Origin of the sequence: Pseudonocardia adelaidensis (assembly GCF_039543345.1) — a bacterium.
Taxonomy (GTDB): domain Bacteria; phylum Actinomycetota; class Actinomycetes; order Mycobacteriales; family Pseudonocardiaceae; genus Pseudonocardia; species Pseudonocardia adelaidensis.
Genome location: NZ_BAABJO010000002.1, coordinates 128,779 through 149,532, shown reverse-complemented (window position 1 = coordinate 149,532; position 20,754 = coordinate 128,779). Strand labels below are relative to the sequence as shown.

General features: G+C 73.9%; 19 protein-coding genes and 1 pseudogene. 16 read left to right on the top strand and 4 right to left on the bottom strand.

Annotated features, from left to right (window positions below; all coding sequences use genetic code 11):
- Positions 1-122: 122 nt before the first annotated feature.
- The 4 genes from ABEA81_RS02555 (at position 123) to ABEA81_RS02540 (ending at position 3,356) form a co-directional block, all read left to right on the top strand.
- Complete coding sequence (locus ABEA81_RS02555; RefSeq protein WP_345602956.1) at positions 123-584, top strand: NUDIX domain-containing protein; 462 nt, start codon at positions 123-125, stop codon at positions 582-584.
- 177 nt (positions 585-761) lie between these two features.
- Positions 762-1,592, top strand: a complete 831-nt coding sequence (locus ABEA81_RS02550) for an SGNH/GDSL hydrolase family protein (RefSeq protein ID WP_345602954.1) — start codon at positions 762-764, stop codon at positions 1,590-1,592.
- 19 nt (positions 1,593-1,611) lie between these two features.
- Positions 1,612-2,529 carry an ABC transporter ATP-binding protein gene (locus ABEA81_RS02545; RefSeq protein ID WP_345602952.1) on the top strand — a complete coding sequence of 306 codons (918 nt, stop codon included), beginning with the start codon at positions 1,612-1,614 and terminating at the stop codon, positions 2,527-2,529.
- Positions 2,526-3,356 (top strand): hypothetical protein, encoded by an 831-nt coding sequence (locus ABEA81_RS02540; protein WP_345602950.1) that lies wholly within the window; start codon positions 2,526-2,528, stop codon positions 3,354-3,356. Before ABEA81_RS02545 ends, ABEA81_RS02540 begins: the two co-directional genes overlap by 4 nt.
- A 134-nt stretch (positions 3,357-3,490) precedes the next feature.
- Here ABEA81_RS02540 and ABEA81_RS02535 read toward each other — a convergent pair whose 3' ends face one another.
- The 3 genes from ABEA81_RS02535 to ABEA81_RS02525 are packed head-to-tail and all read right to left on the bottom strand — an operon-like array spanning position 3,491 to position 5,663.
- Positions 3,491-4,243, bottom strand: a complete 753-nt coding sequence (locus tag ABEA81_RS02535; protein ID WP_345602949.1) for an amino acid ABC transporter ATP-binding protein — start codon at positions 4,241-4,243, stop codon at positions 3,491-3,493.
- Positions 4,240-4,863 (bottom strand): amino acid ABC transporter permease, encoded by a 624-nt coding sequence (locus ABEA81_RS02530; protein WP_345602948.1) that lies wholly within the window; start codon positions 4,861-4,863, stop codon positions 4,240-4,242. Before ABEA81_RS02530 ends, ABEA81_RS02535 begins: the two co-directional genes overlap by 4 nt.
- Before the next feature lie 44 nt (positions 4,864-4,907).
- Positions 4,908-5,663 carry an amino acid ABC transporter substrate-binding protein gene (locus ABEA81_RS02525; RefSeq protein ID WP_345602947.1) on the bottom strand — a complete coding sequence of 252 codons (756 nt, stop codon included), beginning with the start codon at positions 5,661-5,663 and terminating at the stop codon, positions 4,908-4,910.
- Between the two features lie 171 nt (positions 5,664-5,834).
- Between ABEA81_RS02525 and ABEA81_RS02520 the strand changes: the two genes are divergently transcribed.
- From ABEA81_RS02520 to ABEA81_RS02475, 10 genes and pseudogenes are all read left to right on the top strand, one after another.
- Complete coding sequence (locus ABEA81_RS02520) at positions 5,835-9,554, top strand: ABC transporter ATP-binding protein (RefSeq protein ID WP_345602945.1); 3,720 nt, start codon at positions 5,835-5,837, stop codon at positions 9,552-9,554.
- A gap of 149 nt (positions 9,555-9,703) precedes the next feature.
- Complete coding sequence (locus ABEA81_RS02515; protein ID WP_345602943.1) at positions 9,704-10,249, top strand: MarR family winged helix-turn-helix transcriptional regulator; 546 nt, start codon at positions 9,704-9,706, stop codon at positions 10,247-10,249.
- Positions 10,250-10,257: 8 nt separating this feature from the next.
- Positions 10,258-11,514, top strand: coding sequence for a YbfB/YjiJ family MFS transporter (locus ABEA81_RS02510; RefSeq protein ID WP_345602941.1), 1,257 nt, complete (start codon positions 10,258-10,260; stop codon positions 11,512-11,514).
- A gap of 72 nt (positions 11,515-11,586) precedes the next feature.
- Positions 11,587-11,856: a hypothetical protein gene (locus tag ABEA81_RS02505; protein ID WP_345602939.1), complete on the top strand. Its 270-nt coding sequence runs from the start codon at positions 11,587-11,589 to the stop codon at positions 11,854-11,856.
- 16 nt (positions 11,857-11,872) lie between these two features.
- On the top strand, positions 11,873-13,699 hold the full coding sequence (gene glmS / locus ABEA81_RS02500; RefSeq protein WP_345602937.1) for a glutamine--fructose-6-phosphate transaminase (isomerizing): 1,827 nt from the start codon (positions 11,873-11,875) through the stop codon (positions 13,697-13,699).
- Positions 13,700-13,784: 85 nt separating this feature from the next.
- Positions 13,785-14,213 (top strand): pyridoxamine 5'-phosphate oxidase family protein, encoded by a 429-nt coding sequence (locus ABEA81_RS02495; protein WP_345602935.1) that lies wholly within the window; start codon positions 13,785-13,787, stop codon positions 14,211-14,213.
- Between the two features lie 69 nt (positions 14,214-14,282).
- Positions 14,283-15,071: pseudogene (locus tag ABEA81_RS02490) on the top strand (erythromycin esterase family protein); the annotation flags it as partial.
- 249 nt (positions 15,072-15,320) lie between these two features.
- On the top strand, positions 15,321-16,175 hold the full coding sequence (locus tag ABEA81_RS02485) for an MbnB/TglH/ChrH family RiPP precursor modification enzyme (RefSeq protein ID WP_345602933.1): 855 nt from the start codon (positions 15,321-15,323) through the stop codon (positions 16,173-16,175).
- On the top strand, positions 16,168-16,644 hold the full coding sequence (locus ABEA81_RS02480; protein WP_345602931.1) for a hypothetical protein: 477 nt from the start codon (positions 16,168-16,170) through the stop codon (positions 16,642-16,644). Before ABEA81_RS02485 ends, ABEA81_RS02480 begins: the two co-directional genes overlap by 8 nt.
- A complete protein-coding gene (locus tag ABEA81_RS02475) occupies positions 16,644-17,612 on the top strand; it encodes a TIGR04222 domain-containing membrane protein (RefSeq protein ID WP_345602929.1) in 969 nt (322 codons plus the stop codon). The genes ABEA81_RS02480 and ABEA81_RS02475 overlap by 1 nt, the downstream gene beginning before the upstream one ends.
- 37 nt (positions 17,613-17,649) lie before the next feature.
- Here the strand turns inward: ABEA81_RS02475 and ABEA81_RS02470 are convergent, their stop codons facing one another.
- Positions 17,650-19,122, bottom strand: a complete 1,473-nt coding sequence (locus ABEA81_RS02470) for a GAF domain-containing protein (protein ID WP_345602927.1) — start codon at positions 19,120-19,122, stop codon at positions 17,650-17,652.
- A 153-nt stretch (positions 19,123-19,275) separates the two neighbouring features.
- On the opposite strand from ABEA81_RS02470, the gene ABEA81_RS02465 reads away from it, so the two are divergent.
- Positions 19,276-20,007 carry a response regulator transcription factor gene (locus ABEA81_RS02465; RefSeq protein ID WP_345602925.1) on the top strand — a complete coding sequence of 244 codons (732 nt, stop codon included), beginning with the start codon at positions 19,276-19,278 and terminating at the stop codon, positions 20,005-20,007.
- Positions 20,008-20,088: 81 nt separating this feature from the next.
- Positions 20,089-20,736, top strand: coding sequence for a DedA family protein (locus tag ABEA81_RS02460; protein ID WP_345602924.1), 648 nt, complete (start codon positions 20,089-20,091; stop codon positions 20,734-20,736).
- Positions 20,737-20,754: the final 18 nt, after the last annotated feature.

The window sequence follows — 20,754 nt, the reverse complement described above, 5'->3', positions numbered from 1 at the left end:
CGGAGATGTTACCGACGAGTCAAGTAAGCCTGACCTGGTGACTTCGCACACCTGGCTCCCACTTCGCGCAAGGCCGGCCATCTGCGAAGCCGGGGCCGCGTGTGCGAAGTTAGGGTGCCCGGGTGAGGTTCCGCGTCGTTCCGGCCGCCTACGTGCTCCTCCTCCGCGGAACCGGCCCCGATGCCGAGGTGCTGCTGCAGCTGCGCCAGGGCACCGGGTACCGCGACGGGCACTGGGCCGCTGCGGCCGCTGGGCACGTCGAGGCCGACGAGTCGGTGTTCGCGGCCGCGTGCCGGGAGGCGGCGGAGGAGGTCGGCGTGAAGATCGAGCCGGCCGACCTCGAGCCGCTCACCACGATGCACCGCACCCACGCCAACCACGACCCGATCGACGAGCGCGTCGACTTCTTCTTCGCCTGCCGGCGCTGGACGGGCGAGCCGCGGCTGCTGGAGGCGGCGAAGGCGGCCGGCCTGGGGTGGTTCCCGCTCACGGCGCTGCCGGAGCCGGTGGTGCCGCACGAGCGGTACGTGCTCGACGCCCTGCGCGCCGGTACCCTGCCGACGATCACGGCGTTCGGGTTCTGACCCTGACGTGATCGCCGTTCCCGGCCGCCGCGGGAACGGGACGAACCGGACCGCAGGACCCGAGCCCCCGCCTACCGGCGGGAGGACGCCACTGGATACGGTGACGATCCCCACCCGCGTGCAACCCCCGTGCCGGCGGGTAGTCACGACCCTTCGGAGTTCCCTATGAGCTCTCCAATGCAGGTCCCTCGGATGCGCGCCGCGGCGCGACGGGTGAAGGCGGGTGGCGAGCGCTTCCTCGGGGGCGTGCTGCCCGGCGCATCCGCCCGCAGGCTGCAGATCAAGGCCTTCGCCGACGACTGGGCGGCCGCCAACCTGGAGGCCAGGCGGGCCACCGGCCCGCTGTGGGTCGTTCTCGGCGACTCGGCCAGCCAGGGCATCGGAGCCACCCGCCGGGAGACCGGCTACGTCGGCGTGGTGCACGAGCGGCTGCGCCACCGGGACGCGTGGCGCGTGGTCAACCTCTCGCGCGCGGGCGCGGGCGTGGCCGACGTGCTCACCCGCCAGCTCCCCGAGCTCATCGACCTCACCAGGGACCAGTCCGCGGCGCTGGTGAGCTGCATCATCGGCGCCGAGGACATCGCCCGGCGGGTCCCCGGACTCGACGTGTCGCTGCGACAGCTCCTCGCCTCGCTGCCGTCGGGTGCGGTGGTCGCCACCTTCGCGCGCGGCGCGCGGGGTGGGACGGCCGCTGCCCTCGACGCCATCACGCGGGAGGAGGCCGCGCGGCACCGGCTGCGCGTCGCCGAGCTCCCGCCGCGGTTCGGGCCCGGCAGCAAGGGGCGTGAGATGAACCCGCTGGGCGACGTCGAGCACGCCGGGTGGGCCGAGGCCGTCCTCGCCGCGATCGACGGCCCTCCCGCCGAGATCGCGCCGTCCACCGACCCCGAGCTGCCCGTGGTGCCGGCCGTCGACGGCAGGCCGACGGCCACGGGCACGCCTGCGGGCGAGCGCAAGGCGGTCGACGACCGCGAGCCGGCGGGCGATGCCGAGCCGGCCGACGACTAGACCGGACCCGACGAACCTGGTGCAGGACGACCGGACCGAGGGCATCACCGTTCGCGAGCTGAGCAAGCGGTTCGGTGCCGTGCAGGCTGTCGACGGGCTCACGTTCTCGGTGGAGCCGGGCGCCGTGACCGGGTTCCTCGGGCCGAACGGCTCCGGGAAGACCACGACGCTGCGGATGATCCTCGGCCTCGTCACGCCCACCGCGGGCGAGGCCCGGATCAACGGCCTGCCGTTCGCGCAGCTGCCGCAGCCCGCCCGGGTGGTCGGGGCCGTGCTCGAGGCGCAGGGCTTCCACCCCGCCCGCACGGCCCGCGCGCACCTGCTCGCCTGCGCGGCGGCGATCGGGGTGCCAGACGAGGCGGTGGAGCACGCGCTCGGCACGGTCGGGCTCGGGGACGTGGGCGAGCGCCCGGTGGGCGATTACTCGCTCGGCATGCGCCAGCGGCTCGCGCTCGCCGTCGCGCTGCTCGGCGACCCGCAGGTGCTCGTGCTCGACGAGCCGGGCAACGGCCTCGACCCGGAGGGGATCGCGTGGCTGCGGGCGTTCCTGCGGGCGTTCGCCGCGCAGGGGCGCAGCGTCCTGATCTCCACCCACCTGCTCGCCGAGGTCGAGCAGGCCGCCGACCACCTCGTGGTGATCAGCCACGGCCGCTGCGTCTACCAGGGATCGCTCGCGCAGCTGCAGGGCTCGCGCAGCACTCGCGTGCTGGTGCGCTGCGCGGACCCCGCACGGCTCGCCGATGCGCTCGCCGCCACCGGCGTGCTGGAGATCGACACCCTCTCCGGCGGCTGGCTGGGCGTGGCGGGCACCGACCCCGTCCACGTCGGGGACGTGGCGCTCGGTGCCGGCGTGGCGATCTACGGGATGGTGCACGAGCGCGTGGAGCTGGAGCAGCTGTTCTTCCAGCTCACCACCGACCCGTGGCGCGCGGCATGAGGGTCGGCCCCGTCGCGGCGCCGGTGCGTGCGGAGTTCCGCAAGGTCGTGTCGACGCGGTTGTGGTGGGGGCTGCTGATCCCGGTCGCGCTGCTGTCGAGCACGATCAACCTCTTCGGCGGGGCCTTCACGGCGGCGTTCGACGAGGCCGAGCGGTTGCCGCTGCTGCTGGGGTCGCTCGCCTACGCGCTCGGGCTCACGAGCGTGTTCGCCGCCGTGCACGGCGTCGCCGCCGCGGCGGGTGAGCACCGGCACCGCACCATCACCACCACCTATCTCACCACCCGCGGCCGGGCGCCGGTGCTGCTGGCGAAAATGCTGGTCAGTGCCGGCGTCGGGGCGTGCTACGCCATCGCGACCGTGGTGACGGGGGTGCTCGCAGGCACCGTCGCGGACGCCGGAGTGGCGTTCCCCGGCGTGGCGCCGCTCGCGGCCACCGCCCTGATCGGCGTCGCGGTCTCGGCGCTCTGGGGCGCGCTCGGCGCCGCGTTCGGCACCGCGGTGAGCAACCAGGTCAGCGCCCTCGTGGCCCTCCTGCTGTACCTGATGGCAGGGGAGCTGCTGGTGGGGGCGCTGCTCGACGGGGCGGAGTCCCGGTCCGTCCGCGCCCTGTCGTCCTACCTGCCGGGCAACGCGGGCGAGGTGGCCGTCTACGGCATCCCGGTGAACGAGATCGCGGGCCCCGTGACGGGACCCCAGGTCGTCGAGCTGCTCGCCGGTGTCACCTCCCCGCCGGGCTGGGGCGTCGCACTGGTCGTCCTCGCGGCCTGGACGGCGGTCGTCGGGGCCGTCGGCTGGCTGGTAGCCGCCCGCCGCGACATCACCTGACCGCCGGCGCTGCCCGCGGGGCCACCGCACACACTGCGGCGGTGCGGCACACATGACCCGGCATGTGTGCGGAGCCCACCCGGTGTGTGCGGTCACGAGCAGGGTGCGGCGCGGCATCGTCCTGCGAACCCGATCTAGATCGGGTTCAGGATGCGCTCCAGGAACTGCCGGGTGCGGGCCTCGGTGGGCTCGGTGAGCACCTGTGCAGGCGGGCCGGACTCCACCACGACACCGCCGTCGAGGAACAGCACCTGGTCGGCCACCTGCTGGGCGAACCGGATCTCGTGGGTGACGATCACCATCGTCCAGCCCTGGTTCGCCAGGTCCTTGATCACCCGCAGCACGTCGCCGACCAGCTCGGGGTCCAGCGCCGAGGTCGGCTCGTCGAACAGCATGAGCTTGGGCGCAAGGGCGAGCGCCCGGGCGATGCCGACCCGTTGCTGCTGCCCGCCGGACAGCTGGAACGGGTACTGGTCGGCCTTCTCGGCCAGCCCCACCTGCTCCAGCAGCCGCCGGGCGTCCGCGATGGCCTCGTCCTTCGGCCGCTTCTGGACGATCACCGGCCCCTCGATCACGTTCTGGAGGACCGTCATGTGCGGGAACAGGTTGTGGCTCTGGAACACCATGCCGCTCTGCATCCGGAAGCGGGTCAGGGTGGCGCGGTCGACGTCACGGGCGAAGTCCACCGACAGGTCGCCGATCGTGATCACCCCCGCGTCGGCCCGGTCGAGGGCGTTCAACGTGCGCAGCACGGTGGTCTTGCCCGAGCCCGACGGCCCGATCACCGCCGTCACCGTGCCGGCGGGCACCTCGAACGAGACGTCGCGCAGCACCTGTAGCCCGCCGAACGCCTTCTCCAGGCCGCGGGCGGTCAGCAGGTCGGTCACCTCGCCACGTACCTCTCCAGCCTCGTCTCGAGCCGGACCTGCCCCGACGACAGGAGCAGGCAGATCACCCAGTAGTAGACCGCAGCCACCCCGTAGAGCGCGAAGAAGTCGAACGTCGGCGCCGCCGCCAGCTGGGCGACGCGCAGCAGCTCGGTGACCAGGATCGTCGAGGCCAGCGACGTGTCCTTGACCAGCGAGATCAACGTGTTGGACAGCGGGGGCACCGCGGTGCGCGCTGCCTGCGGCAGGATCACCCGGCGCAGCGTCGTCGGGTAGCCCATGCCGATCGTCTGCGCCGCTTCCCACTGCCCCTTGGGGATGCTGAGGATGGCCGCCCGGACCACCTCGGCCGCGTAGCCGCCGACGTTCAGGGTGAAGGCGATCACCGCCGACGGGAACGGGTCGATCACGATGTTCAGCTGCGGCAACGCGTAGAACACGATGAACAGCTGGACCAGCAGCGGCGTGCCGCGGATCACCGAGATGTACCCGCGCGCCAGCAGCGAGAGCGGACGGATCGGCGAGATCCGGGCCAGCGCGACGAACAGCGCGAGCACCAGGCCGAGCGCGAAGCTGATGGCCGTCAGCGGCAGGGTCTTCGTGACGGTGGCCGCCAGCATCGGCCACAGGTTCCGCCAGATCAGATCCCAGGTGCCTGGGTCCACTACGGACCGCTGACGTCGGTGCCGAAGTACTTCTCGGAGATCTGCTTCAGCGTGCCGTCCGCGCGCAGCTCGCCGAGCGCCCGGTTGACGTCGGCCATCAGCCCGCTGTCCTTGCGCGCCGCGAACGCCTGCTGGCTCGTGTCGCCGGTGGTCCCGGCGATCTTCACGCCCGCGTCGCCCTGCACCTTCTGGTACTCGGCGACCGCGAGCGTGTCGTTGACGGTGGCGTCCACCCGGCCGTCCTTCAGCAGCTGGACGGCCTGGACGAAGCCCTCCACCGCCTCCACGTTCGCGCCGGCGTCGCGCGCGACGGTGGCCCAGTTGCTGGTGGCGGACTGCGCGGTGGTCTTGCCCTCGAGGTCGGCGAGGCTGGTGATGCCGGTGTTGTCGGCACGGGTGACGATCACGCCCTCGGAGACGGTGTAGGGGTCCGAGAGGTCGTACTTGGCCTTGCGCTCGTCGTTGACCGTCACCTGGTTGGCGACGAGGTCGAAGCGCTTGGACTCCAGCCCGGCGAAGATCGCGTCCCACGGGGTCTGGACGAACTCGACCTCCTTGCCGAGCTTCGCCCCGACCGCCTGCACGACCTCGACGTCGTAGCCGGTCAGCTTGCCGTCGGGCCCCTGGAAGCTGAACGGGCTGTAGGTGCCCTCGGTGCCGACCCGCAGGGTGCCGGAGTCGGATCCGCCTCCGCACCCGGCGATGCCGAGGGCGGCCAGCAGCGTTGCCGCCACTGCAATGATCTTGGGGCGCACCGGGTTCTCCTGTCGGTTGGGGCGCGTCGACCGGGCGGTCAGCATCGCACGAGGTGCCCGGTGCAGCGCGAGGACCGACCGCGGTGTTCCGATCGGTCCGGACCGGACACCGATTCGTGACATCGCCGGAACCCCGGCGCAGGTGTCGGTGCGGCGACATAACGTGGAGCCGTGCCCGATGTTCGCTCCCCCGGCTGGATCCGCCGGCTCGTCCACGCCTGCCTCCGTCACCGCGCGGTGGCGGTGGGTGCCCTCATCGCATCGGTGTTCGGGGTCAGCCTCGAGGCGGTCGGGCCGCTGCTCACCCGCGTGGCCGTGGACGACGCCGTGGCCGGGTCCACGGCGGTGCTCGCCCCCGTCGTCGGGGCGATCATCGCGCTGGCGCTGGTGCGCTTCGGCGCCGCGTTCCTGCGTCGCTACCTCGCGGGCAGGCTCGCCCTCGACGTGCAGCACGACCTGCGGCGGCAGGTGTTCGCCGCGATGCAGCGCCTCGACGGCGAAGGGCAGGACGCGCTGCGCACCGGCCAGGTCGTGTCGCGCGCGATCACGGACCTGCAGCTGGTGCAGTCGCTGCTGTCGATGGCGCCGCTCGCGCTCGGGGCGCTGGTACTGGTCGTCGCCTCGGTCGCCGCCATGCTGTGGCTCTCCCCGGTGCTCACGGTGGTGGCGCTCGTGGTGGTGCCGGCCGTGGGCTGGATCGCGCTGCGCACCAGGGCCAAGCTGTTCCCGGCCACGTGGTCGGCGCAGCAGCGCGCGGCCGACATCGCCCAGCACGTGGAGGAGACCGTCACCGGCGTGCGGGTGGTCAAGGGCTTCGGTCAGGAGGCCCGCGAGACCGCAACGCTCGAGCGCGGCGCCGCGCGCCTGTTCGCCGAGCGCATGCGCACCGCCCGGCTCACCGCCCGGCTCAACCCCACGTTGCTCGCCCTGCCCACGCTCGGGCAGGTCGGCGTGATCGCGGTCGGTGGCTCGCTCGCGCTGCACGGTTCCCTCAGCCTCGGCACGTTCCTCGCGTTCTCCACCTACCTCGCCCAGCTGGTCGGGCCCGCCCGCCTGCTCGGCTCGGTCGTGGTGAGCGCCCAGCTCGCCCGTGCGGGCGTGGAGCGCGTGCACGACCTGATCGACTCCCGCCCGGACGTCGTCGACCCGGTCTCCCCGGTGGCGCTCCCGGAGGGCCCGCTGTCGGTGGAGCTGCGGGACGTCACGTTCGGCTACTCGCGCCACGATCCCGTGCTCGACGGCGTCACGCTGCGTGTGGAGCCCGGTGAGACGCTCGCGGTGGTCGGCTCCGCCGGTTCCGGGAAGTCGACCATCGCACTGCTGCTGCCGCGCTTCTACGACCCGCAGCGGGGCGAGCTGCGGCTGGGTGGCGTGCCGCTGCCGCAGCTGCGCCTCGCCGACCTGCGCCGGGAGCTCGGGGTGGTGTTCGAGGAGGCGTTCCTGTTCTCCGACACCATCCGCGCCAACATCGCCTACGGCTGCCCCGACGCGAGCGACGACGAGGTGCGGGCGGCGGCGTGCGCGGCGCAGGTGGACGGCTTCGTCGAGGATCTGCCCGACGGGTACGACACGCTCGTGGGCGAGCGCGGCCTCACGCTCTCGGGCGGGCAGCGCCAGCGGATCGCGCTGGCGAGGGCCGTGCTCACCGACCCGCGCGTGCTGGTGCTGGACGACGCCACGTCGGCGGTCGACACGGCCACCGAGGCCGCCATCCACGACACGCTGAGCGCGCTCACCGCCGGGCGCACCACGCTCCTCGTGGCGCACCGCCGCTCGAGCCTCGCCCTCGCCGACCGGATCGCCGTGCTCGACGCGGGCCGCGTCGTCGACGTCGGCACGGAGGCGGAGCTGGTGGAGCGATGCGCGCTGTTCCGCGAGCTGCTCGACGCGCCGGACGGCGTGCGCGAACGCGGCACGCACCCGGTCGACGCGGGGGAGTCTCCCGAGCTGTGGCCGGAGCCGGGCACCGACGCCACGGTGCCGGCGGCGCGCACGGCGAGCCCGTCGAGCGGGGTGGGCGCTCGCGGGGGCGGCGGGATGGGCGCCGCGGCGGGCAGCATGGCGCCCACCCCGGAGCTGCTGGCCGCGGTCGAGGCGCTGCCGCAGGCCACCGAGGTGCCCCGCGTCCCCGGTGAGGACCCCACGGCACCGGATCCCGCGTTCCGGCTCGCCCGCCTCCTGCGCCCGGTCCGCGGGCCGCTCCTGCTCGGGATCACGCTGGTGGCCCTCGACGCGCTCGGCAGCCTCGCGCTCCCCGGCATCACGCGGCTGGCGATCGACGGCGGCATCACGGCGGGCGCGCCCGGCGTGCTCGTCACGGCCACGCTGCTGGGGCTCGGGCTGGTGGTGGCGGGGTGGCTCGTGGTCGCCGCGCAGACCGTCATCACGTCGCGCGCCGGGGAGACCCTGCTCTACCTGCTGCGGGTCCGCAGCTACGCCCATCTGCAGCGGCTCGGGCTGGACTACTTCGAGCGCGAGCTGTCGGGCCGGATCATGACGCGGATGACCACCGACGTCGACGCGCTGTCGACGTTCCTGCAGACCGGTCTCGCGCAGGCCGTGGTCAGCGTGCTCACGATCGGCGGCGTCGCGGTCGCACTCCTGGTCACCGACCCCGAGCTGGCGCTCGTCGCGCTCGCGGTGGTGCCGGTGCTCGCGATCGCCACGGTGCTGTTCCGCCGGGTGGCGTCGGCGGCGTACGCGGAGGCCAGGGAGCGGGTGAGCATCGTCAACGCCGACCTGCAGGAGAACGTCACGGGGGTGCGGGTCGCGCAGGCCTACGTCCGTGAGGAGCGCAGCGCCACCAGGTTCGGCGAGCGCAGCGCCGCCTACCGCAGCTCCCGGCTGCGCGCGCAGCGCTACATCGCGACGTACTTCCCGTTCGTCGCGCTGCTGTCGGACGTCGCCACGGCGGCGGTGCTCGGCGCGGGCGCGGCGCGGGTGGCAGGCGGTGACCTCACGCCGGGCGTGCTCACCGCATTCCTGCTCTACCTCGGGCTGTTCTTCGCGCCGGTCCAGCAGCTGTCACAGGTCTTCGACGGCTACCAGCAGGCCCGCATCGGGCTCTCGCGCATCGCCGACCTGCTGCGCACCCCCACGTCGGTGCCGCCGGAGCCGGCCGCCGACCCGGTGCCGGTGCCGGATCGGTTGCGCGGCGAGGTCGAGCTGCGCGACGTGGGGTTCACCTACGCGGGTGCCGCCTCGCCCGCGCTCGACGGCGTCTCGCTGCGGGTCGCGCCCGGGGAGACGATCGCGTTCGTCGGGGCCACGGGCGCGGGCAAGTCCACGGTGGTCAAGCTGCTCGCCCGGTTCTACGACACCGGCACGGGCGCTGTGCTCGTCGACGGGGTGGACGTCCGGCGCTACCCGCTGGCCGCGTACCGGCATCGGCTGGGGATCGTGCCGCAGGAGCCGCACCTGTTCACCGGCGACGTCGCCGCCAACATCGCCTACGCGCGCCCCGACGCGAGCCCGGCCGAGATCGAGGCGGCCGCCCGGGCCGTCGGCGCGCTGGAGCTGGTGCGCGCGCTGCCCGGCGGCTTCCGGCACCCGGTCGGGGAGCGGGGGCAGGGCCTGTCCGCGGGGCAGCGGCAGCTCATCGCGCTCGCCCGCGCCGAGCTGGCCGACCCCGACGTGCTGTTGTTCGACGAGGCCACGGCCGCCCTCGACCCGGCCACCGAGGCCGCGGTGCACGCCGCGGGCGACCGCGTCACCTCCCGCCGCACGGCGTTCGTCGTGGCCCACCGGCTGGGCACGGCCGCGCGCGCCGACCGGATCGTGGTGCTCGACGGGGGCCGGATCGTCGAGGTCGGCCCGCACGCCGAGCTGCTCGCCATGGGCGGGCACTATGCGCGGCTCTGGCAGGCCGGGGAGATGGAGCCTGCTGCGTGACCGCCACCGGGCCGGTGCTCCGGCGGTAGTGCCGCGCGGCGGGCGGTTGCCGGCCGCCGGGGTCGGCTGTCCGCTGCTCGGGCCGACGCCGAGCCGTGCCGCCAATCAATGCGTTGTGCATATGATGCGCTGCGCATATGATGCCGAAAATGGGTGACCGTCCTGTTCAGGTCCTCGGCGTGACGGCCCTGGCCGTGATGGATCGACTCCGGGCCCGTGTCGCGGCCGGGGCCGGGCTCGGTGAGACCGAAGCCGCCGCGCTGGTGCACGTGCAGGCGTGGCCCGGCGGTTCGGTCGGAGACCTCGCCGGCGTGGTGGGCCTCTCGCAGCCGGCAACCGTGCGGTTGGTGGACCGGCTCGTCGAGAAGGGTCTCGTGCGCCGCGAGGTAGGGCGGAACCGCCGCACGGTCTCCCTGGTGCTCACCGACGCGGGCTCGCGGGCCGCGGACGCTGTCCTGCTGGCGCGCACGGAGGCCCTCACACCCCTGCTGGCCGAGCTGTCACCGCGTGAGCGGGCGACGCTGGAGCGGCTGCTCGGGCAGGTCGCAGCAGGCCTGGCCGAGGACCGTCCGGGCGCCCTCCGGGTGTGCCGGCTCTGCGACCGCAAGGCCTGCACCTCGGGCCCGGGCTGTCCGCTCCAGCACACCACCCGACCGGACCCGACGAGGCCGTCGGGCGCGGCCACCCGCCGATGACGGAGCCGGTGACGAACCGTACGGCCGGGGCGCAGGTGAGCGGCCCGTCGCCGCTCGCGCTCGCCGTGGCCGGTTCGGCTGCCGTCGCCACCGCGTTCGGAATGGCCCGTTACGGCTACGGCCTGCTGCTGCCGAACATCCAGGACGACCTCGACCTGGGCGTGAGCACGCTCGGCCTGATCGGCACGCTCGCGTACGTCACCTACCTGCTCGCCACGGCCCTCGTGTCCCGCTGCATCGAGCGTGCCGGCCCCCGAGCCGCCGTGGGGGGCGGTGGCCTGCTGGCGGTGGCCGGGACGGTCGTGGTGGCGCTGGCCGATGGCCCGGTGCTGCTCGGGGCCGGGGTGGCCATCGCCGGCGCCAGCGCCGGGCTCGTGCTCGCGCCCTTCGGGGACGCCGTGCACCGGCTTCCGCCGGTCGCGCGAGCCCGGACGCTGGCGACGATCAGCTGCGGCACCGGGTGGGGCGTCGCCGTCGCCGCCCCGATCGCGATCCTCAGCGGCGATGCGTGGCGAACCGCCTACGCCGCCTTCGCGGCCTGCGCCGCGCTGAGCACGCTGCTCGCTGTACGCACGCTGCCCGGACGTGCCGCGAAACCCGCGGCGGCGGCAGCGCCCGCACGTGGCCGGCACCGTCCGGCATCGACGATGCTCGTGGCCGCGCTGCTCATCGGGCTGGGCAGTGCGACGTTCTGGACCTTTGCGGTCGACCAGGTCCGCGATGCCGGTCTCGACCCGGCCGCGGGTCGAATCCTGCTGGGCGTGGCCGGAGTCACCAGCCTCTCCGGCCTGGCTGCCGCCGACGTCATGGCCCGTCTCGGCGCCCGGCTCACGTTCGTGCTCACCGCGCTGCTGGAGGCCGCCGCGATCGCCATGATCGCCCTGGCGGCGGACAGCCTCGCGATCGTGCTGTTCGCCGCCGCCACCTTCGGCGCCGCGTACAACACGATCGTCGCGGTCACCGTCCTGTGGGGCACCCGCATCTACGTCGATCGCCCCTCCGCCGGTGTCGCCGCCTCCACCGGCGCGCAGGGCGTCGGACTTCTCCTCGGTCCGCTCACCGGCGGCGTCCTCGCCGAGGCCACCAGCCTCACGACGGCGCTGCTCGTCGGCGCGGCCGTAGTGGCTGCCGTCGCGCTCCTCGCACCCCGCGACGACCTGGCGCACGACGAGCCTCGCTCACCGCTGCTGGGGCCGTTCCGGAGGCACCGCCGCCCGGGTCCGAGCGATCACCCAACGTGTCCGAACCGGCGTGGATCTGACTGAACGGGTGTGATGCTGCCCGATTTCGGGCAGGAAGTTTGAAGTTCGGTGGGGCGGACGGGAACATCTCCTCCCGTGCCCGGCGGACCGTACGACGACCTCATCGCGCACCTGGTCCGCAGCACCCCGCTCGACGCGGGGGAGGCGGCACGTGTGGTGGCCGAGGTTCTCGGCTACTTCTCCGAGCAGCTGCCGGCGTTCGTCCGGCGCAGGCACGCGGAGCTGAAACGTCGCGGGCTCACGAACGAGCAGATATTCGCGGTGCTGGACGCGGAGCTGGCGACGCGGCGGGTGGCGCCGCCGCCGCTGTCGGCTCGGCAGCTGCGGCGCATCGTCTACGGCTGAACGTGAAGGGACTTCTATGTGCGGCATCGTCGGATACGTCGGACCCCAGGACGCCGCCCCGATCCTCCTGGAGGGGCTGGGACGCCTGGAGTACCGCGGCTACGACAGCGCCGGGCTCGCGGTGCGCGGACGGAGCGGGCTCAAGGTCCGCAAGGTGAGCGGGCGGGTCGCCGAGCTGGCCGCGGAACTGCCGGCGCGGTTCAAGGGGGCGCCGGGCATCGGGCACACCCGCTGGGCCACGCACGGTGAGCCGAGCGAGGCCAACGCCCACCCGCAGACCGACGCGGCGGGACGCATCGCGGTGGTCCACAACGGCATCATCGAGAACGCCGACGAGCTGCGCGCGAAGCTCACCGCCGACGGGGTGGAGTTCACCTCGCAGACCGACACCGAGACGGTGGCGCACCTCGTGGCAGCCGCGTTCGCGGCGGGCGCCGACGACCTGGAGCAGGCGGTCCGCCAGGCCCTGCGGCAGGTGGTCGGGGCGTACGGCCTCGCGGTCCTGGACGCCGAACACCCGGACCGGATCGTCGTGGCGCGCAACGGCAGCCCCGTGCTGCTCGGCGTCGGCGAGAAGGAGATGTTCGTGGCGTCGGACGTCGCGGCACTGATCGGGTACACCCGGCAGGTGGTGTACCTCGACGACGGCGAGCTGGCCACGATCACCGCGAGCGGCTACCGCACCTACACCCTCGACGACCGCGCCGTGGCGAAGAGCCCGTCCACGATCGACTGGGACGTGGTGGGCGCCGAGATCGGCGACCACGCGCACTTCCTGGCGAAGGAGATCCAGGAGCAGCCGCGCACGATCGAGCGGGCGCTGAAGGGCCGCATCGACGAGCGTTTCGCCACCGCCCACCTCGGCGGGCTCAACATGACGGTCCGCGAGGCGCGGGAGTTCCGGCGGGTGAAGATCCTCGGCTGCGGCTCGGCGTGCTACGCGGGCGAGCTCGGCGCGCAGCTGATCGAGGACCTCGCCCGCGTCCCGGCGAGCGCCGAGCCCGCATCCGAGTTCCGTTACCGCAACCCCGTGGTCGAGCCGGACACCCTCTACGTCGCGGTCAGCCAGTCCGGCGAGACGGTCGACACGCTCGCGGCGGTGCAGGAGTTGCAGCGCAAGGGCGGCCGCGTGATCGGCATCGTCAACGTCGTCGGGTCGACGATCGCCCGCCAGGTCGACGGCGGCATCTACCTGCACGCCGGCCCGGAGATGTCGGTGGCCGCCACGAAGTCGTTCACCTCGACCGTGGCGGCGTTCGCGCTGCTCGCGCTGCACCTGGGCCGCATCCGCGACCTGTCGCCCGAGCAGGGCAGGCGGATCATCGCGGGGCTGAACGCGCTGCCGGGCCAGATCGCGCAGATCCTGGAGCAGTCGGACGCGATCGCCGATGTGGCCGCGGAGGTCGCGAAGAGCCACAGCGTGATGTTCGTGGGCCGCCGCCGCGGCTGGCCGGTGGCCCGTGAGGGCGCGCAGAAGCTGAAGGAGATCAGCTACGTCCACGCGGAGGCGTACCCGTCGGCCGAGCTCAAGCACGGCCCGCTCGCGCTGATCAGCCCGGAGATGCCGACCGTCGCCGTCGTCCCGGACGACGACCTGCTCGACAAGAACACCTCGACGCTCTCGGAGATCAAGGCCCGCAAGGGCCCGGTGATCGCGGTGGCGCACCGGGAGCTGCCCCCCGACCTCGCCGACCGCACCATCGTGGTGCCGCGCGCCGAGCCGGAGCTGGACCCGATCCTGCTGTCGATCCCGCTGCAGGTCCTCGCCTACCACGCCGCGGTCGCCCTGGACCGGGACGTGGACAAGCCCCGCAACCTCGCCAAGAGCGTGACCGTGGAGTGAGCCGGGCGGGGGGCTGGACGGACGGACAGGTGAGCTGGCGTCCCGCCCATGGATCCACCCTGGCGCGCGACGTTGGATCGGTCCCATGAGCACCGCCACGAGCACGCTGACCGCGGAGGACCTCGAGTTCCTCGGACGCCCGCTGCACGGGTTCCTGACCGTGGCCGGGGGCCCGCAGCCGCCCCGGCCCCGGCCGATCTGGTTCGAGGCCGGCGCGGACGGGACGGTCCGGTTCTTCACGGAGCCGGGCGCGCTCAAGGTGCGGCGCCTGCGCCGCGACCCCCGCGCCTCGATCGTCGTGGCCGCCCCGGTGGGTGAGCGCGAGCGCTGGGTGTCCGTCGCCGGTCGCGTCACGCTGGAGACCGACGGAGCCCACGATCTCTGCTCCCGCCTCGCCGCCCGCTACTGGGACCTCGACGACCCGGCCCGGGCCGACGAGCTCGCCGCGATCCTGGCCGGGGACCTGCTGCGCGCCGTCCTCCACCCGGACGCGGTGCACCGGTACGCGTTCTGAGCCTCGGCCCGACCGCCGGCGTCACGGTGGAGTGGCCGGGTCCAGGGTCGCGAGCGGGATCACGGCGTCGTTGCGATGGCCGGCTACCCGGGCATCGCGGCCGAGTGCAGGGACGCGCTGACGGCGGGTCTCGCCGACCTCCGGGCCCGCATGGTCGCCCGGCGGTCCGAGTACGCCCGGCGGACCGGCGCGGCGGTCTACGAACGGGCGCTCCGCACGATGCACCTCACCGTCACGATCGACGCGCAGTTCCGCGCGATGGCCCGCGGCGAGCAGTTCGCGATGCACCGTGAGACGGCGATCGCCGACACCGTCGACTGGATCACCGATCGGGAAGGCCGGATCGTCCTGCCCGCGCACAACGGCCACGTCCAGCGCTGTCCCTGCACGATGCCCGGGGTGGCGGAGGAGTCGGTGGGCATGCACCTCGCCGACCGGCTCGGCGCGGACTACGTGGTCATCGGCACGACCGCGGGCACCGGCCCGACCCTCGCCGACGCACCCGACTTCTTCGCGGGCACGCTGTTCGCCGAGCTGGGCCCGCCGGAGCCGGGCAGCCTCGACGCGCTGATGGACGCCGCACACGACGGCCCGTTCGCCGTCGACCTACGTCGGCTGTCGCCCGCGGACACCGCGCTGGTCCGGGGGGCGACCCGCCAGCGCTTCGGCCACCACTACTCCGACCAGAACCCGCTGGACGCCTACGACGTGGTGATCCACATCCCGCGCGTGGAGCCGGCGGAGCTCGACGCGGCCGCCGTCGCCGAGTCACCGACGGACGTCCAGAGGACGCTCGCGGGCCAGCGTGTGCGCCCGAGACGGTCGGCGTGGACGACATGGCCGCGCACGCCGACCTGATCGCTGACCGCCTCGGCGCCCGCAACCGTCCTTGACCTTGTGAGAGCGGCCTCCTAGCCTCCCGTTGCGCGACGAGAACGATCATCGGAGCCCGGGGGGGACGTGGCCGATCGCCTCAGCGCAGCACTCGCCGTGAACGCCGAGGGGGCGGACACCGCGCCGCGGGCGAGGTCCGCGACCGCATTGCGAAGTTCGGGTCGGCGTGGCGGTGAGGGGCCGGACGCGGGTGATTGCGTGACAGGGGGGCGCGTGACACAGGAGCAGACGCAGCTGGGGACGGGTATCGGCTGGCGGCCGGAGATCGCCGCCGGGATCGATCAGCTGTTCGGCATCGACTGGGTGGAGGTGGTGGCGGAGAACCTCTGCCACGACCACCTCCCAGAACCGCTCACCCGCCTCCGCGAGCGCGGCGTCACCGTCGTCCCGCACGGCGTCGGCCTCGGCCTCGGCGGGGCGGAACGGCCCGACCCGGGCCGGCTGGTGGCGCTCGCCCAGCGCGCCGAGCTCACCGAGTCGCCGCTGGTCACCGAGCACATCGCGTTCGTGCGGGCCGGAGGGCCGATGACCGCCTCCCCGCGCTTCGAGGCGGGGCACCTGCTGCCGGTGCCCCGTACCCGGGACGCCCTCGACGTGCTCTGCGCGAACGTGCGCATCGCCCAGGACGCGCTGCCCGTACCGCTCGCGCTGGAGAACGTCGCGGCGCTCTTCTCGTGGCCCGACGAGGAGTTCACGGAGGGCGAGTTCCTCTGCGAGCTGGTGGAGCGCACCGGCGTCGAGCTCCTCGTCGACGTGGCGAACCTGCACACCAACCACGTCAACCGCGGCGAGGACCCCGTGAAGGCGCTCGACCAGCTGCCGCTGGAGGCGATCGCGTACGTGCACGTCGCCGGTGGCTTCGAGGATGACGGGGTGTGGCACGACAGCCACGCGCACCCGGTGTCGGAGCCGGTGCTGGAGGTCCTGCGGGAGCTGTGCGCGCGCGTCAGCCCGCCCGGCGTGCTGCTGGAGCGGGACGAGAACTTCCCGCCGGTCGCCGAGCTCGCCGCCGAACTGGATGCGATCGGCCGTATCACCGGGGACGCGCAGGGGGTCGTTCGTGCCTGAGACCTTGACCGAGACCCACGCGACCGAGACCCCTGCGACCGAGACCCACGAGCTCTCCGCCGCCCGCGAGCGGCTCGCGCTGCGCCAGGCATCGCTGCTGTCCGCGCTGGTCGTGGGCACCCCGCCGCCGGAGGGCTTCGATCGGGCGCGACTGCGGGTGCAGGCGCGGGCGCTGGCCGCGAAGCGGGCGGACGTGATCGCGAAGATCGCGCCGGAGCTGCCGCGCATCCTGGGCGCGGCGTACCGCGAGGAGTACCTGGCGTACGCCGCCGGGCACCCGCTCACCGGCGGCTACCGCCAGGACGCGCTGGCCTTCGCGCGGCAGCTCCTCGACGCAGGCACACCGGCCGACCCCGGCGCCCGGCGCGAGCTGCGGCGCTGGTGGCGGCAGCGATCGGGGCCCGGCGCGCACCGCTCGCGAGAGCTGCTGCGGCTGGCCCGTACCGCACTCGGACGGGGGCGGCGCTGATGCAGGTGATCGCCGCGATCGGCGTCACGACGATCATCGGTACCACGCTGTGGCTTCTCGGCGCCCGGGTCGCGGGCCGGTCCTCGGCCTCGCGGGCCACCCCCGGGTGGACGCCGGGGTCGGTGCTGGAGGCGGCATTCCTCGTCGGCGGGCCGAGCCGGGTGGTGGACACGGTGATCAGCACCATGCACGAGGACGGGCGCGTGCAGGTCGTACCCGGCGGGCGGCTGCAGGTGCTGCGGCCGGTGGCGGGCGACGGCGTGGAGGGCGCGGTGCTCGCCGCCTGCGGCCCGGAGTGGCAGGCGGACCTCGAGGCGGTACGGGCCGCGGCTATGCGAAGCCCGGCCGTGCAGGAGATCGGGGACGGGCTCGCGGCGCACGGCGTGCTCCACCGGCCGGATTCGATCCGGCACTGGCGGCTCGCCGCGAGGGCGCAACGCACGGCCTGCTTCCTCACCGGCTTCGCGCTGGTCGGCTCGCTCATATTCGTGAGTGAGCAGGACGGGGCGCCTGACCTGTTCACCGTCTTCCCGGTGTTCTTCGGCGCAGTCGTGGCCGCGATCATCGGCGAGTCGCTCGCGCCCAAGGGCCGGCTCACCAAGGCCGGGAAGCGCGCCGTGGCCCGGCTCCGGCGGAGCAACCCGTGGGTACCCAAGGGCACGGCGGCCTCGGGGGCCGCGGTGCCGGCGCTCGTGGCCGTCGGCGGAGCGGCGGTGCTGATGCCGGGACCGCTGCGGGACGAGCTGATGGCGGGTGTGGCGGGTGCCGGCGCGGGTCGGGGCTTCGGCGGGTCCGGGTCCTCGTCGGACTCGTCGCACTCCGATCCCGGTGGGGCCGCGTGGTGCGGTTCGTCGGGCGGAGGCGGCGGGTGCGGTGCGTCGTCCTGCGGCGGCGGCTCCGGCAGCGGTGGATCGTCCTGCGGCGGCGGTGGGGGTGGCTGCGGAGGTGGTGGCGGGGGCACCGGCTGAGGCCGCTCGACGTTCGGCTGTGGTCCGGTACCGCGGGTCAGAAGAGCAGGTGCACCCGACGGGCCGAGATCGCCGCGCGCCGGGGGTCGGACGGGGGGAGCAGGGCCAGGAGGCGGTCGTGGACCTCAAGGTCGTCGCGGCCGAGCGGGTGGGCGGCGAACTCGACGAGCAGGTCCACGTCGTCGCCCTCCAGGACGATGCCGCGCAGGCCGGCCTCCAGCTCCGCGCGCAGCTCCCGGATCGCGGGGGCCTCCGAGCGGGGCAGCAGCGGACCGGCGCATGCGCGCAGGGCCTCGGCGGGGCGGTGGGCGCGGATCGCGCGGCGCGCGGCCTGGAAGTCGGTGTCGACCGTGGCCGCGAGGCGGTACGGGCGGGTGCGCAGCACGTCGGTGCCGATGAGCCCGCGCAACCGCAGGATCTCGCCGCGCACCGTGGTGGGGTTGCCCTCCTCGCCGTAGAGGAGCAGGGCCAGCTGCTCGGCGGTGAGCCCGTCGGGGTGCAGGGCGAGCGCGGTGAGCAGCTCGGCGGGGCGCAGCGTCAGCGGGACGGACCGGCCGTCGAGGACGGCCGTCGGCGCACCCTCACCGGTGAAGCGCAGCGACAGCGCGGAACGCGGCGGTGCGGGGCGGCTGGGCTGCGGCGCGCGCAGCAGGAAGCCCTCGGCGAGCTGCTCCACGACCATCTCGCGGCCGTCGTCGAGCACCACCCGGTCGGAGTCGGGGTGCAGGGCCACGCGCTCCGGCCACATGCCGTACGGCTCGCCGGCGATGATCCGGCCGCTCGCCGTGACCAGGGCGCCGGCCTGCCCGCGGAGGCTGGCGAGGTGGGGCATGTTGCGCAGGCGCAGCCGCTCGTCCTCGATGGCGAGGCGCACCCGCAGCTGGTGCTCGGCGAGCTGGGCGGTGGCCGTCACCAGCTGCTTCATCGCCGGGTGCACCGTGTGCAGTGGGCCGCTGATGTCGACGGCGCCGAGGATCGTGCCGGTGTCCGGGTCGTGCACGGGCGCGGCGGCGCACGTCCACGCGTGGTAGGTGCGCACGAGGTGTTCGGCGGAGTGGATCGTCACCGGCGCGTCGACGGCGAGCGTGGTGCCCATCGCGTTGGTGCCGATGGCGTCCTCCGTCCACCGGGTGCCCGGGGTGAGGCCCACCTCGTCGGCCGAGTTGAGCACGGAGGCGGCGCCCTCACGCCACAGGATGGTGCCTTCGGCGTCGGTGACGAGCATGACGTGCATGGCCTCGTCGGCGATGCTCACCAGCGTGCTGCGCAGCAGCGGCATGACCGCGTTCAGCGGGTGTGCCGAACGCAGGTGGGGGATCTCTGACTCGCCGAGGACGACCGGCGGTGTGCGCCGGTCCGGGTCGACGTGTGCCGCGAGGCTGCGCTGCCACGACTCGGAGACGAGCGTGCGGGGTGAGACGGGGACCCGGTCGCCGGCGAGCACGGCCTCGAACACCGCGTGCAACCGCTGCGCATGGGCCGCGGGGTCGAACACTCCATCGGTAGTCATCTGCGCTCCGAGCGTCATCGCCCCAGGACGGGGCCATCATCACTCAGGGCGGCGCGGGCGGCAAGCGCGCCAGACGTTGCGCGTGCAACGTGCAGGCAACGTGCGGCTGCCTAGCCTCCTCCCACCCGACCAGCGCCAGGGGGAGGGAGCCTGATGACCGCTGACGCACTGCTCGACCAGCACACCTTGCTCGAACCGGTGAGCACCGCTCCGAGCACCACCATAAGGCGTACTGCCCGCATCCTCGTCGTGGACGACGAGGCCATCGTCCGCTTCGGACTGCGCCAGCTGTTCGCCCCCGACCCGAACGTGTCCGTGATCGGGGAGGCCGCCACACCCCGGGACGCCTTGGTGATCGCCGACCGATGTCCACCCGACCTGGTGATCCTCGACGTCGCGCTCGGCCGCGGCGACGCGGCGGGTGTCGAGCTCGCCCGCATGCTGCTGGAGCGCCACCGAGGGGTGCGGGTGCTCGTGCTCACCGGTTGCCGCGACCGGGAGGTCATGCTGCGGACCGTGCGCCTCGGCGTCCACGGCTACGTCCGCAAGGGTGCCGACACCGCCGACATCGTCCGCGCCGTGCACACGCTGCTGCGCGGCGAGAGCGTGTTCGACGCCGGGGGCTCGAGCGGGTCCGTCGTCATGGACGTGCTACGCGACGAGGACCGTCCACCGGTGCGCGGGCTCGGCGGCGCGATGCTGACCGAGCGGGAGAACCAGGTGCTGCGTCTGCTGGCGGTGGGCATGTCCAACCGCGAGATCGGTAGGCGGCTGGTGATCAGCGAGGCCACGGTCAAGTTCCACGTGCGGAACCTGCGCGACAAGCTGGACGTCCGCCGGCGGACCGAGATCGTCTACACGGCGACGCGGCAGGGGATCGTCTAGGGGAGACCCTGAGACGAAATCCGGGAGGCCTGGGCCTTCCGACGGATGCGGTGCCGGTCGCGCCGTCCTTAGCCTGGTCCGGTGATCGAGGGACTGCGGCTGCTGCTCGACGGTGCGTTGGCATCTCAGTGGTTGCTGCTCGTGATCGTCGGGCTCGCCGTCGTCGACGCGCTGGTGCCCATGGTGCCGAGCGAGGCGCTGATCATCGCGGCCGGTGTGGGTGCCGCCGCCGGTCACCAGAACCTCGTCGCCGTGATCGCGGCGGCGGCGCTGGGCTCGTTCGTCGGCGAGTTCGTGGCCTTCCTCCTCGGACGGGGGTTCGGAGCCGCGTTCCGCGGGAGGTTGGCGCCCGGCACGCCGCGGGCAGAGCTGTTCGCCCGCACCGAGCGCACGTTGACGACGCGGGGCGGCCTCATCCTGCTCACCGCTCGCTACATCCCGGCCGGTCGCACGGTGGCGGCGCTGGCGGCGGGGGCGAGCCGCTTCCCGGCCCGCCGGTACGTGGGCTTCAGCGCCCTCGGCGCCACCATGTCAGCGGCGTACGTGGCGGTGCTGGGCTTCCTCGGTGGCTCGGCGCTCTCCAGCGACCCGCTCCTCGCCCTCGCGGTGAGCCTCGGCATCGGCACGACGATCGGGTCCGTGGTCGGCCTGGTCCGGCGCCTGCGGACCGGCACCGCGCCCGTCGTGCAGGTGGCGCCGGCGCAGCCGCCGACACCGGTCGCGGTCTGACCACAACCCCCGTGCGCG

Coding starts and splice junctions, on each gene's coding strand:
- ABEA81_RS02495 (WP_345602935.1), top strand. CDS start 13,785: ATGAGCACCGCCACGAGCACGCTGACCGCGGAGGACCTCGAGTTCCTC.
- ABEA81_RS02540 (WP_345602950.1), top strand. CDS start 2,526: ATGAGGGTCGGCCCCGTCGCGGCGCCGGTGCGTGCGGAGTTCCGCAAG.
- ABEA81_RS02550 (WP_345602954.1), top strand. CDS start 762: ATGCAGGTCCCTCGGATGCGCGCCGCGGCGCGACGGGTGAAGGCGGGT.
- ABEA81_RS02530 (WP_345602948.1), bottom strand. CDS start 4,863: ATGCTGGCGGCCACCGTCACGAAGACCCTGCCGCTGACGGCCATCAGC.
- ABEA81_RS02515 (WP_345602943.1), top strand. CDS start 9,704: ATGGGTGACCGTCCTGTTCAGGTCCTCGGCGTGACGGCCCTGGCCGTG.
- glmS (WP_345602937.1), top strand. CDS start 11,873: ATGTGCGGCATCGTCGGATACGTCGGACCCCAGGACGCCGCCCCGATC.
- ABEA81_RS02470 (WP_345602927.1), bottom strand. CDS start 19,122: ATGACTACCGATGGAGTGTTCGACCCCGCGGCCCATGCGCAGCGGTTG.
- ABEA81_RS02475 (WP_345602929.1), top strand. CDS start 16,644: ATGCAGGTGATCGCCGCGATCGGCGTCACGACGATCATCGGTACCACG.
- ABEA81_RS02465 (WP_345602925.1), top strand. CDS start 19,276: ATGACCGCTGACGCACTGCTCGACCAGCACACCTTGCTCGAACCGGTG.